General features: G+C 74.6%; 9 protein-coding genes. 3 read left to right on the forward strand and 6 right to left on the reverse strand.

Annotated features, from left to right (window positions below):
• The first annotated feature begins 7 nt into the window (after positions 1-7).
• Complete coding sequence (gene treY, locus Sru02f_RS27620; protein ID WP_109029700.1) at positions 8-2,428, forward strand: malto-oligosyltrehalose synthase; 2,421 nt, start codon at positions 8-10, stop codon at positions 2,426-2,428.
• A 6-nt stretch (positions 2,429-2,434) separates the two neighbouring features.
• Here treY and Sru02f_RS27625 read toward each other — a convergent pair whose 3' ends face one another.
• Together Sru02f_RS27625 and Sru02f_RS27630 are read right to left on the reverse strand one after the other, a co-directional pair.
• The gene (locus Sru02f_RS27625) at positions 2,435-3,760 is read right to left on the reverse strand and encodes a M14 family zinc carboxypeptidase (RefSeq protein ID WP_109029701.1); all 1,326 of its coding nucleotides are present in this window, start codon (positions 3,758-3,760) and stop codon (positions 2,435-2,437) included.
• A gap of 217 nt (positions 3,761-3,977) precedes the next feature.
• Positions 3,978-4,529, reverse strand: a complete 552-nt coding sequence (locus tag Sru02f_RS27630; protein WP_093457227.1) for a DUF1707 and FHA domain-containing protein — start codon at positions 4,527-4,529, stop codon at positions 3,978-3,980.
• A 177-nt stretch (positions 4,530-4,706) separates the two neighbouring features.
• Here Sru02f_RS27630 and treZ point away from each other — a divergent pair, with 177 nt between their 5' ends.
• On the forward strand, positions 4,707-6,452 hold the full coding sequence (treZ, locus tag Sru02f_RS27635) for a malto-oligosyltrehalose trehalohydrolase (protein ID WP_109029702.1): 1,746 nt from the start codon (positions 4,707-4,709) through the stop codon (positions 6,450-6,452).
• A gap of 18 nt (positions 6,453-6,470) precedes the next feature.
• On the opposite strand, the gene Sru02f_RS27640 is transcribed toward treZ, so the two are convergent.
• Together Sru02f_RS27640 and Sru02f_RS27645 are read right to left on the reverse strand one after the other, a co-directional pair.
• A complete protein-coding gene (locus Sru02f_RS27640) occupies positions 6,471-7,415 on the reverse strand; it encodes an aminoglycoside phosphotransferase family protein (RefSeq protein ID WP_109029703.1) in 945 nt (314 codons plus the stop codon).
• Between the two features lie 56 nt (positions 7,416-7,471).
• A complete protein-coding gene (locus Sru02f_RS27645) occupies positions 7,472-8,602 on the reverse strand; it encodes an aminopeptidase P family protein (protein ID WP_109029704.1) in 1,131 nt (376 codons plus the stop codon).
• Positions 8,603-8,786: 184 nt separating this feature from the next.
• Between Sru02f_RS27645 and Sru02f_RS27650 the strand changes: the two genes are divergently transcribed.
• Positions 8,787-9,542 (forward strand): metallophosphoesterase, encoded by a 756-nt coding sequence (locus Sru02f_RS27650; protein WP_174855001.1) that lies wholly within the window; start codon positions 8,787-8,789, stop codon positions 9,540-9,542.
• A 24-nt stretch (positions 9,543-9,566) separates the two neighbouring features.
• Here the strand turns inward: Sru02f_RS27650 and Sru02f_RS27655 are convergent, their stop codons facing one another.
• Positions 9,567-10,205, reverse strand: a complete 639-nt coding sequence (locus Sru02f_RS27655; RefSeq protein WP_167469322.1) for a PDZ domain-containing protein — start codon at positions 10,203-10,205, stop codon at positions 9,567-9,569.
• A gap of 75 nt (positions 10,206-10,280) precedes the next feature.
• Positions 10,281-12,461, reverse strand: coding sequence for a germacradienol/geosmin synthase Cyc2 (cyc2, locus tag Sru02f_RS27660; protein WP_109029707.1), 2,181 nt, complete (start codon positions 12,459-12,461; stop codon positions 10,281-10,283).
• Between the last annotated feature and the right edge of the window lie 28 nt (positions 12,462-12,489).

The raw sequence follows: 12,489 nt of genomic DNA on the forward strand, positions 1-12,489 counted from the left end.
GGGTTCCATGACACCTGAGCGCCCCGGCCCCGCCTCCCCCGCCTCCGTCCCCTCGGCGACCTACCGGCTCCAGCTGCAGCCGTCCTTCCCGTTCAAGGCCGCGGCGGCGGCCGTGCCGTATCTGGCCTCGCTCGGCGTGTCGCACCTGCACCTGTCGCCCGTCCTCGAAGCGGTCCCGGGCTCGCAGCACGGCTACGACGTCGTCGACCACGCGCGCGTGCGCGCCGAACTGGGCGGTGAGGAGGGACTGCGGGCGCTGTCGCGCACCGCGCGGGAGCACGGCCTGGGCCTGGTGGTGGACATCGTGCCCAACCACATGGCGATGTCGCCGCGCCACAACCACGCTCTGTGGGAGGTGCTGCGCGAGGGGCCCCGGTCGCCCTGCGCGCGGTGGTTCGACATCGACTGGCAGGCGCAGGACGGCCGGCTGCTGCTGCCGGTGCTCGGCGCCCCGCTCGGCGAGGTGCTGGACGACCTCCGGGTCGACGGCGACGTGCTGCGCTACCACGAGCACGCCTTCCCGCTGCGGGACGGCACCGCGGACCTGCCGCTGCCCCGGCTGCTGGACGCGCAGTGGTACCGCCCGGTGTGGTGGCGGCTGGCCCGCACCGAGCTGAACTACCGCCGCTTCTTCAGCATCTCGGAGCTGATCGGCGTGCGCGTAGAGGACCCGGAGGTGTTCGAGGCGACGCACGGCACCGTCCTGCGGCTGCTGCACGAGGGCGTGATCGACGGACTGCGCGTCGACCATCCCGACGGCCTCGCCGACCCCGACGCGTACCTGGAACGGCTGCACCGGGCGAGCGGCGGCCGGTGGACGGTGGTGGAGAAGATCCTCGCGGACGGGGAGCGGCTGCCCGCCGCCTGGCCCGTCGCGGGCACGACCGGCTACGACGCCCTGCGGCACGTCGACGGACTGTTCACGGACCCCACCGGGTACGGGCAACTGCTCGACGGGTACCGCCGGTTCGCCGCGCCGCAGGCGGACCTGGGCGGGGACTGGGCGGCGACGGTGCGGCGCGCGGCGTACGAGGTGCTCACGCACGAGCTGGCCACCGAGCTGGACCGGCTGACCCGGGTGGCGCACCGCCTGTGCGCCGCCGCGCCGGACCCGGCGCTGCGCGACCGGGCGCCCTGGGCGTTGCGCACGGCGCTGGTGGAGCTGCTGGTCCGGCTGGAGGTGTACCGGCCGTACACCTCGGTGGACGCGGCGACGGTCGTCACCGAGGAGGCGGCGGCCGGGGCGCGGCTCGCCTTCACGGTGCCCGAGGAGGCCGGCGCGGTGGACGTGGTACGGGGCCTGGTGCTGGGGCGGTACGGGGACGGACCGGACCACGTGGAGTTCCGGACGCGGTTCGCGCAGACCGCGTCGGCGCTGCGCGCCAAGTCCGTCGAGGACACGGCCTTCTACCGCTACGTGCCGCTGCTGTCGGCGACCGAGGTGGGCGGGGACCCGGGCCGTCCGGCCGTGTCGCCGCAGGAGTTCCACGCCTACTGCGCGCGCGTGCAGCGCGACTGGCCCGCCACGGGCACGGTCGTGTCGACCCACGACACCAAGCGCAGCGCCGACGTCCGGGCCGCGCTGGCGGTGCTCACCCAGTGCCCCGCGCGGTGGGCGGACGTCCTGACCGAGGTCGCCGGGGCCGCCGCAGGCACGGACGAGGGCCCGCCGGACGGGCAGGTGGCGTGGGCGGCCTGGCAGACGGTGTTCGGTCTGGGCCCGGCGGACCCGGAACGGATGCGGGAGGCGCTGCTGAAGCACGTGCGCGAGGCGGGGACGCACACCGGCTGGACGGAGCGGGACCCCTCCTACGAGGAGGCGGTGGCCCGGTTCGTGGCGGCGGGGCCGGGCGGCGCGCCGGGCGCGCGGGTGACCGCCCTGCGCGAGGCGCTCGCGCCGCACGTCCGGGCCAACGTCCTCGGCACGGCGCTGGTCCATCTGACGATGCCGGGTGTACCGGACCTCTACCAGGGCACCGAGCACGAGTACCTGGCCCTGGTGGACCCGGACAACCGCCGCGCGGTGGACTTCCCCGCGGCCGGGGACGAGGGCTGGGCCGGGGGCCCCGGGGCGAAGGCGGCGGTGACGCGGGCGGCGCTGGCGCTGCGGGCCCGGCGGCCCGGCGTCTTCGGCGACTCGGGAACGTACGAGCCGCTGTCCGCCGAGGGCCCGGCGGCGGCACACTGCGTGGCGTTCGCCAGGTCCGGCCGGACCGTGACCGCCGTGACCCGGCTGTCGCTGCGGCTGGCGAAGGCGGGCGGCTGGCGCGGCACGACGCTGCCGCTGCCGCCCGGCAGATGGGCCGACGCGCTGGCGCCCGGGCGGGAGTTCGCGGGCCACGCGCGCGTGGCGGACCTTTTCGCGGACACGCCGGTGGCGCTCCTGGAGCGGGTGGAGGAGGCGGGAACACGGGGGGACGGTGGCTGATCGCGGTCAGTCGCGGTGCATCGGCACCGCGGCCTCGGAACCCCGGCCGGGCTCGCCCGGGCGGGCGCCCGCGGCGGTACGCCGCCCGGCCAGTTCGAAGGCGGCGAGCACGACCCGGGTCTGGTACTCCACCTGGCGCCCGACCGGTATCCAGTGCGCCCCGCAGCCGTCGCGGTAGTCGGCGCAGCCCTCGTCGACGAGCCGGTCCAGCTCGGACAGGACGCCCGCCGGATCGCCCCCGGTACGGGTGACCAACTGGTGCAGCAGCCCCGCGGTACGCAGCGACAGGCGACGTCCGGCCAGCCGCAGTGCCACGAGGTGGGAGGTGTTCATCGGCGGCAGTGAGCGGTCGGTCCGGTCGTCGGTGTCGGGGTCCCACTCGTCGGCGAGCCGGGGGCAGACCAGCAGGTAGTCGTCGACCGGTGCGAGCAGGTGCGCCGCCTCCGGCACGGCGGCGAGGTGGGGCCTGAGCCGGGCGAGGACGCGGCGCAGCCGGCGGGTGTCGTGGCGCAGGGTGCGGCTCACGGTGCGCAGGACGCCGTCGCGGTCGACGGGGGGCGAGTCGTCCGCCACGGCCGCCACGCCCCACATGGGGGCCTCTACGACCGCGGTGACGGTGCCGTGGCGCCGCGGGTGGCACCAGGTCGAGTCGACGGCCGCCTCGGTGATGGCGGCGGTCAGGTCGCCGCGGCGGGGCGGCGGGATGCGGTAGACGGCGGGTCCGAGGTCCGGCCAGTACAGGGTGTCGTAGGCGCCGAGTTCACGGGGTATGCCGAGCCGGGCCGCGGTGTGGGAGATGCGCTGGGCGAGGCCGGGCAGCTCGTGGGTCAGCTCGACGAAGCCGCCGCCGACGTCCACGCCGTGCAGGGAGCACTGCAGGAAGGGCCGCAGTTCGTCCTGGAGCGCGAGCAGGGTGCGGGTTTCGGGCAGCGTGGCGCGGTCCGGGCCGTCGGGCAGCCACTCGGGCTGCTCCAGGAAGCCGGGCCGGAAGAAGTTCCGGGCATAGCGGCCGAGGGTGTAGGGGCCGGTGAGCCAGCCCTCGTTGCGGCGCAGGCCGTCGGGGTCGACGCAGAGCAGCAGGTTCCAGGTGGCGTCGGCGCCCTCGGTGAGCCGGGGGTCGGCCACGGCCCGCTCGGCCAGCCGCAGGGCGGTGGCGCCGCCCACGGGCTCGTTCGCGTGCGGGCCGCCGACGACGAGGACCTGGCGGCTGCCGTGGCCGACGGAGAGCAGCAGCAGCGGGCTGCCCGCGCGGGACGTGCCGACACGCCGCAGCCGGGCGCGCCGGGGGTACCGGGCGACGAGTGCGGCGGCCCGGGCGCCCAGCTCGTCCACGGTCGGGTAGCGCAGGAGGGGCGGCAGGGCACACCTCCACGAAGCGGGCCGTCGATTCACCTGGTGTGCGCGGTGTACGCACAGTCAGTCACGACTCGCGGGGTACGTCAACACCACGGAAAGCAAAGCGGTTTCGGCCACGGAGACGGTCACGACTCCGAGTGAAGCGGGGGCCATGGATCCACCCGGAGGGCAGCCTCCGGGCCGCCGGGCCGCGTCAGTTCGCCGCCAGGCGGAAGGACATCCCGCCGAAGCCGATCTGATCGCCCTCGCGGACGACGGCCGCGCCGATGACCCGCCGCCCGTTGACCGTGGTGCCGTTGGTGGAGCCCAGGTCGCGCAGGACCCACATGCCGCCCTGACGGCTGAGTTCCGCGTGCACCCGGGAGACCGTCTCGTGGCTCAGCCGCAGCCCGCTGGCCGGATCGCGCCCTATGCGCAGCGGATGTCCGGCGCCGGGATGGGGCAGCAGCAGCTTGGGCAGCCGCTCGGCCCGCCACGCCCGGCCGAGTCGTACACCGAATCCGGACACCGCCTCGACGGTGCCGAACACCAGCCGGGACAGCCGGTTCTCGGTGGGCAGGTCGGCGGTGAGCACGGCCAGCTCCTCCAGGCGGCGGGCGGCGAGCGCCAGCTCCATCCGGCGGATGAACGTGTCGTGCGACAGGCGCCCCATGGCGACGCCGTCCCGGAGCACGCTCAGCGCCTTGTCGCGCTCCGCGTCGGACAACCGCGCGGGGTACGTGGGGAACTCGAAGGACGACGTCACGCAGCTGATTGTCGGTCAGCGGAGCCGGAGTGTCCAGAAAACGGGAAAACGGCGACCGCCCCGCGCGCGAAGGTCACGACACCCACCGCGAGCGAGGGCAATCCTCAGCGGAATGATCCCCTCGTGCTGGAACATGGACGCGCTACATCACGGTGAGCAGACGAAGGGGAACCGTCCGTGCAGTTCGAGGTGTGGGCACCACAGGCCGGCCGAGTGACGTTGCGGTGCGACGGCGCCACGCGCGCGCTGGAGCGCGATCCGGAGCGGCCGGGGTGGTGGTGCGGTGAGGCCCGGGCGCGGGACGGTTCGCGGTACGGCTTCGCGGTGGACGACGGTCCGGTGCTGCCGGACCCCCGCTCGCGCCGCCAGCCGGACGGTCCCGACGGGCTCAGCGCGGTGGTCGACCACGGGCGGTACGCGTGGCGCACTCCGTGGGCCGGACGCCCGCTGCCCGGCGGCGTCCTGTACGAGCTGCACGTGGGGACGTACACGCCCGAGGGGACGCTCGACGCCGCCGCGGAGCGCCTCGGACACCTGGCCGGGCTTGGCGTCACGCACGTCGAGCTGATGCCGCTGTGTCCCTTCCCCGGGCGGCACGGCTGGGGCTACGAGGGGGTCTCGCTGTGGGCGGTGCACGAGCCGTACGGCGGGCCCGAGGCGCTGAAACGGTTCGTCGACCGGGCGCACGACCTCGGGCTCGGCGTGGTCCTGGACGTGGTGCACAACCACCTGGGCCCCTCCGGCAACCACCTGCCCGCCTTCGGCCCGTACTTCACCGACACCCACCACACGCCCTGGGGCGTCGCGGTGAACCTGGACGCGCCCGGCTCGGACGAGGTGCGGGCGTATCTGGTGGACAGCGCGCTGGCGTGGCTGCGGGACTACCGGCTCGACGGGCTGCGCCTGGACGCGGTGCACGCCCTGGCCGACACCCGCGCGTGCCACTTCCTGGAGCAGTTGTCGACCGCCGTGGACGGCCTGGCGGGCGACCTGGAGCGGCCGCTCTTCCTGATCGCCGAGTCCGACCTGAACGACCCGCGGATCATCACCCCGCGCGCGGAGGGCGGCCTGGGTGTGCACGCGCAGTGGAACGACGACTTCCACCACGCGCTGCACGCCGCGCTGACCGGGGAGTCGCAGGGCTACTACACCGACTTCGCGCGCGATCCGCTGGCGGCGCTCGCCAAGACCCTGACCCGGGGCTACTTCCACGACGGCACCTACTCCAGTTTCCGGGGCCGTTCGCACGGCCGTGCGCTGGACCGCGGCCGGGTCGCCGCGCACCGGCTGACCGGCTACAGCCAGACCCACGACCAGGTCGGCAACCGCGCCCAGGGCGACCGTCTGGCCTCCCTGGTCTCCCCCGGCCTCGCCGCCTGCGCGGCCACCCTGACCCTGACCGCGCCGTTCACGCCGATGCTGTTCATGGGCGAGGAGTGGGCGGCGGGGACCCCGTGGCAGTTCTTCACCGACCACACCGACCCGCAGCTCGGGGAGGCGGTACGGCAGGGCAGACGGCGGGAGTTCGCCGCGCACGGCTGGCGGGAGGAAGACGTGCCCGACCCGCAGGACCCGGCGACGCGTGAGCGCTCCTGCCTCGACTGGTCGGAGCCGGAGCGCGAACCGCACGCGCGCGTACTTGACTGGTACCGGCGGCTGATCGCCCTGCGCGCCGAGCAGCCCGACCTGACCGACCCGGACCTGGCCGACACCAGGGTGGCCTACGACGGCACCGGCCGCTGGCTCGCCTTCCGGCGCGGCGACATCCGGGTGGCCGTCAACCTGGGCACCGAACCGGCGGCGATCCCGCTGGGCAACCGGCCAGCCCGGGTGCTCGCGGCATGGGAACCGGTCGAGGGGCCGGGCGCGAACGGGATACTGCGGGTGCCGGGCGAGTCGAGCGTGGTGCTGGTCCAGCAGTGAGCAGGGGGTTCGAGGGGCTCAGGCGGTGTCCTCCCGGCCGTCGTCGCGCAGCTCGGTCACGCGTTCCAGCAGGATCGGTTCCCAGGCGCGTCGCAGCCGGGTCCTGAGCAGCGGCACGGCCGCGGGCAGCGGCCCGCCGCGGTGGCCGTCGAGTGCCTCCGCGAGGTGGACCACCGCGTCGCAGCGGGCCAGCCACAGGCCGCGCAGGCAGGGCCGGGCGCCGTAGCCGGCGAGGGTGGCCGCGCGGACGGCGGCCGGTGAGCCCACGGAGAGGGCGAGCCCGGCGATGTCCTCGGCCGGGTCGCCGAGGACCGCGTCGCTCCAGCCGAGGACGCCGCGCACCCGGCCGTCGGCGCTGACCACGAGGTGCCCGCCGGTCAGCCCGTGATGGACCAGAACCGCCGCGCCCGGCTGGACGCCGAGCTGGGCCGCCGCCTCCCGGGTGAGCCGCTCCGGCCGCGCGGTGTCGAACTCGTCGGCGGCCGCGAGGCGACGGGCGGCACGCTCGGCGGACTGGCGCAGGGCCTCCAGGGAGCGCGGGGCCGCCCGCGGCACGCCGAGCGTCTCGGCCTGCCGTACCGGCACCTCGCGCAGGCCGGTGAGCAGCGCCGCGAGGTCCGCCTCGCCCAGGGCGGACACGTCGTGGTCCTCGCCCGACCCGCCGGCCACCTTGGCGTCCAGGGTGTAGGCGAGTCCCGGCGCCCACTCCCCGTGCGCCACGCTGGTCGGCAGCGCGACCGGCAGGTACGGCCGGACCAGTTCGCGCAGGCGCAGTTCGCGGCGGCCGCGCACCGCGGTCTCCCGGTCGGGGGCCAGCCGCAGTACGTGCCGGGTGCCCACCCACCAGGTGTCGGGTGCGACGCCTTCGGCGACCGGCCGGACGTCGGGTTCCGTGCTCCCGCCCAGCAGGGAGCGGACCAGTCGGCGGACGATGTCCGCGGTGGGTGTCGGTGCCTGGGTCATGTCGCGCCGTCGTCCTGAAGGGTCTGCCGGGGCGTTCGGGGTCGGTCCGTCACCGGTCACTCGACGACGACCATCTCCCGGGTGGTGTCGTTGAGCCGCCTGCCGCCGTCCTCGGTGACGGTGACGATGTCCTCGATGCGTACCCCGAACCGGCCGGGCAGATAGACGCCGGGCTCGACGGAGAAGCACATGCCGGGCACCAGGGGCTGCTCCTCGCCCTCGATCATGTACGGCGGTTCGTGCGTGGTGACGCCGATGCCGTGCCCGGTGCGGTGGATGAAGTACTCGCCGTACCCGGCGTCGGCGATGACCGCGCGGGCGGCCCGGTCGACGTCCTGGCAGGCGGCGCCGGGGCGCACGGCGCGGAAGCCGGCCTCCTGCGCCTCGCGGACCAGGTCGTGCACCCGGCGCTCCTCGTCGGTGGGTGCGCCCACGTGGACGGTGCGGGAGGTGTCCGAGCCGTAGCCGTCCTTGAGGCCGCCGAAGTCGAGGACGACCATGTCGCCGTCCTCGATGACGCGGTCGCCGACCTCGTGGTGCGGGTTGGCGCCGTTGGGGCCCGAGGCGACGATGGTGAAGTCGACCTGGGAGTGCCCGAACCGGCGCAGCAGGTCGGCCAGGTCGGCCGCGACCTCGGACTCCCGGCGCCCGCCGAACCGGACCCGCCGGATCTCCTCGAAGGCGGCGTCCGCGGCCGCGCCCGCCGCCGCCAGCAGTTCCAGCTCCGCCGCGTCCTTGACGGCGCGGAGCATCGGCAGTGCCTCGGTGAGGGAGGCGTACGACGTGTCGGGCAGGGTCCGCTGGAGGGCCAGCAGATGCATCGCCCAGGCGTTGTCGCTGATGCCGAGGCGTCCGGAGCCGGCGAGGAGGGCGGCGGTGGCCGCGTAGGGGTCCTTGCCGTCGGTCCAGTCGCGCAGGGTCAGGGCGGGGGCGCCGGCCGCCTTCGCCGCGTCGGGGGCCTCGAGCGTCGGGACGACGAGCACGGGGTCGCGGTCCGGGGCGAGGACGAGCAGGGTGAGCCGTTCGGTGTCCGCCGTGGGCGCGTAGCCGGTGAGCCACACCAGGTCCGGGCCCGGGGCCACCAGCAGCCCGGCGAGGCCCGCGTCGGCGGCCGCACGCGAGGCGCGCTCCATACGGGCCCGGTAGTCGTCGGCGGTGAAGGAAGCGGCGGGACTGCTGCCGGTCATCCGGACCTCCCGGGGCGGAAGAGTGGGCGGAGGGGTGAAAGGACCACGGGCAGCATCCTGCCCGCAGGACGGGGGCGACGCGAGCCGATTGGCATTGATCGACCCCCGTGACTAATGGTTGTATGCCACTCAAGCATTAGCATCGGGGGCGTCGCGGTCCGGGCGCCCGGAGGAGGCCGACACCGTGCTCGTACTCGCGCACATCAGCGATCTGCACCTGGACGGAACCCCGCGGGCGACGGAGCGCGCCGAGCGGGTGCGCGACCGGCTGTGGCGGCTGCCGGGGCGGCTGGACGCGCTGCTGGTCACCGGGGACATCGCGGACCACGGCACGGAGGCGGAGTACGAGGAGGCCGCCCGCGTCCTGGGTCTGCGGGACGGCTCCGCGCCGTTCCCCGTGCTCACCTGCCCGGGCAACCACGACAGCCGCGCGCCCTACCGCAAGGCGCTGCTCGGCCGCCCCGCCGCCGACGGCCCGGTCAACGAGGTGCACCTCTTCGACGGCGGCGCGGTCCTGATGTGCGACTCCAGCATCCCGGGCGACGACGAGGGGGAGCTGGACGGGGAGACGTACGACTGGATCGAGGCCTCGCTCGACGGTCTCGACGACGGCCTTCCGGCCCTGCTCGCCTTCCACCACCCGCCCACGCCCGTGCACCACCCCCTGCCCGACTCCTACCGACTGCGTCACCCCGAGCGCCTGGCCGCGCTGCTGGAGCGCAGGCCCGGGATCGCCGGGCTGATCACGGGTCACGCGCACTCGCCCGCGGCCACCGTGTTCGCCGGGCGGCCGCTGGTGGTGGGGCCCGGGGTGACATGGACGCTGCGGCTTCCCTGGGAGGGCGAGCAGGTCGCGGACCGGGACGCGCCGGTCGGGCTCGCCTTCCACGTGCTGGACGACGCCGGACGGCTCACGAGCCACTTCCGCACCGTCGCGTGACGGCAGCCTCGTGCGGCGGCACCGTCATGTGACGACGCCCGGTACGGCCGTCAGCTGCTGGTAGCCGCCGCTGCGGTGGCGCACGGTGAGCTTGACCTCCTTGCCGGGCCTGGCGCGGGCCACGGCGTGCGCCAGGTCGGCCGCCGAGTCGACGCGGGTCGTGCCGACGGCGAGCAGGACGTCGCCCCGCACCAGGCCCGCCGTGTACCCGGGGCCCGGCACGTGGACGCCCACGACCCGGGCCCCGGGCTTCTCGTCGTCCACGGCCTCCACCCCGAGGGTCGCGCCGGCCGGTGCCGGGGAGGGGGACCGGCCGGCGGACGGACCGGCCGACGGGTGCGCGGGGTCACCCCGGGTGCCCGTCACCGTCCCCGTGGCTCCCTCTCCTCCCGCTCCCGCTCCCGCGGCCCCGCCCGGACCCTGCGCCGCGGCCCGCTGCTGCAGTTCGGCGAGCTTGCTCATGCCGATCACCGTGGCGCCCACCGTGCCGAGTCCCACGCCCGCGAGGAGCAGGACGGCCGCGGCGAGCACACCGAGCAGCACGGTGGTGAGCCGCCGACGGCGCCGACGGCCGGCGTGGGCACGCGGGGCACCGTCGGGGTCGGTGCCGGGCCCCGGCTCCCGGCCGGGCATCGGCTTGGGACGCAACGCTGTCTGTTCCATGGATCGCCTCCGGCAGGTGCTCTACCCGGCGCACCGGCGCGTGACGAGCCACGAAAGAGTGAGACTGAACGTCCGTCAGCGCGTCAGGACGGGACTGCTCCTCGGCACGGGCGGTGCCGGGATCCGGTCCGGCAGGAAGCCGTGGGTGCGTCCCGCCAGGTACTCGGCCTTGTAACGGGGGACGTTCCGGTGCCAGTTGAGGATGCCGGCCATCCAGTTCTGCAGGTCGGTGACGTAGCCGCGCATGACGGTCCGCGCCTCTTCGGAGAGCTGGAAGTCGTCGTAGACGACGGGGAGTTCGTGCGCGACGACGTGCTCGAACTGGCGCATGCGCTGGTTCATCAGGTCCTGCACGACGCCCAGCGCGGCCGGGTAGTCGACGCCGAAGAAGTTCTGCACGACGAGGACCGCGTTGTGGATCTCGCCCTCGTACTCGATCTCCTTCTGGTAGGAGAAGACGTCGTTGAGCAGGCACGCGTAGTCGATCGCCGCGTTCTCCAGGGAGCGGACGGGGCCGCTGCGGTAGACCTCGGGCGGCACCGCCGGGCCGTGTCCGGCACGGCACAGGCCCAGGGTGAGGTCGGAGCCGAAGGTGGCGCGCCGCATCTCCAGGTAGTCCACGGGATCGGGGACACGGTTCTGGATCTGGTTGGACAGCTCCCACACCCAGGCCTCGGTCATGTCGTCGACGGCCTTCTTCAGCGGGCGCCGCTCCTCGGGCGTCATACCGGCCGTCGTACGCACCCACAGGTCGATCAGGGAGCGTTCCATGGCGTTGCCGGGCGGCGGGACCGGCTCGCCGTCGAGCGGCATGCAGTCCGACAGGCGGGCGGTGGTCAGCCGGGCGGCGACGAGGTCCCGGCGGTGGCCGTAGACCAGCGGGTAGTAGTCGTCGCCGTACGTTCCGAAGGCCAGCCAGCCGGAGGCGAGGTCGAGCTGGTCCTGGGTGGCGTCCGGGTCGAGTCCGGCGGCGCACAGCGGGAGGTCGCAGCTCTCCAGCTTGTCCTCGTCCCAGACGCCCTCGCCGAGGATGCCCATGCTCCGGCACCACTCGGACAGGTGCCGCCGGGCACCCTCGAGGGCGGGGCTCAGCTCCAGCGGGTAGGGCATGCGGATGTCGGGGATGACGGACGGGCCGACCTTCTGGAAGGGCACGTGCGTGTACGAGCGGGCCCGGCGGGCGACGGCCTCGGCGAGCAGTGCGCCGACGTCCGCGGCGGAGGTGCCGGGCCCGGTCAGCGCCTGCCAGCCGGCCAGGGGCCGGTCTCCCTTGTTCATGTAGCGGCTGGAACGCATGTGCCACTCGTGGCCGCCGGACTGCCAGTCCTGGAGGCCCTTCGTGTACGCGCCGACGGCGGCGACCTCCGGCGGGGTCAGGCCGTTCTCCAGGGCGACGGCGGGCACCTCGGTGAACGCGGTGTGCTCGAACTGGTGCAGCCGCGAGGTGAGGACGTCGTTGACCAGCTCGGCGGCCTCCTGGGTGGTGCAGCCGAAGAAGGTCTCCAGCACCAGCACCCCGTTGCTCAGCTCGCCCTCGTCCTCGACCTCGCGCTGGTAGGAGAAGAGGTCGTTGCGCAGGTGCACGGCGTCGGAGAACGTCTCCATCAGCACCCTGAGCGGCCTGGTCCCGGCGACGGCGGCGGGCACCTCGGCGGTCGCGTACTCCACGAGCCCCGCCGACCACGGGGCACCGCCGACCTTGCGGCGCATCTCGATGTACTCGACGGGGTTGGCGACCCGCCCCTCGTTGATGTTGGACAGCTCCCACATGGACTCGTTGAGGAGGTGCTCGGTGGCGACGGCGAAGCGGCGGCGCCAGTCGGCCGACATCGCGGGCACCGTGCGGGTCCACAGGTCGGCGAGGCCGGCCTCGACCGGGTTCCGCGGCTCGGGCATCCCGGCGGCGTCGTCGAGCGGCATGAACAGCGGGAGCCGGTCCAGGTGGGCCTTGCCGGCCAGGCGGTCCTGGCTGCGTTTGTACTTCTCCAGGAAGTGGTCGTCGAAGAAGAAGACCCACACGTACCAGTCGGTGATGAGGGAGAGCGCCGGCCCGTCGCAGTCGGGGTGGGTGTAGGCGCAGAGCAGGCCGTAGTCGTGGGCTTCGAGGTCGGACTGCTCCCAGACCCCGGAGCCCTCCAGCATGCCCATCTCGCGCGCCCACGTCGTCGAGTGGGCGCGGGCCTCGTCGAGATGCGGGTTGAGCCGCGCGGGATGCGGCAGGTAGAAGTGCGGGAGTTGGAAGGGCTGTTGCGTCATGGCCCGGCCCTACCCAGGGCCTTTCGAC

The sequence above is a fragment of the Streptomyces rubrogriseus genome, assembly GCF_027947575.1.
Classification (GTDB): Bacteria; Actinomycetota; Actinomycetes; order Streptomycetales; family Streptomycetaceae; genus Streptomyces; species Streptomyces rubrogriseus.

Excerpts from the sequence above, each read along its gene's own strand:
- treY (WP_109029700.1), top strand. The coding sequence starts at position 8 with ATGACACCTGAGCGCCCCGGCCCCGCCTCCCCCGCCTCCGTCCCCTCG.
- Sru02f_RS27640 (WP_109029703.1), bottom strand. The coding sequence starts at position 7,415 with ATGACCCAGGCACCGACACCCACCGCGGACATCGTCCGCCGACTGGTC.
- Sru02f_RS27645 (WP_109029704.1), bottom strand. The coding sequence starts at position 8,602 with ATGACCGGCAGCAGTCCCGCCGCTTCCTTCACCGCCGACGACTACCGG.
- Sru02f_RS27655 (WP_167469322.1), bottom strand. The coding sequence starts at position 10,205 with ATGGAACAGACAGCGTTGCGTCCCAAGCCGATGCCCGGCCGGGAGCCG.
- cyc2 (WP_109029707.1), bottom strand. The coding sequence starts at position 12,461 with ATGACGCAACAGCCCTTCCAACTCCCGCACTTCTACCTGCCGCATCCC.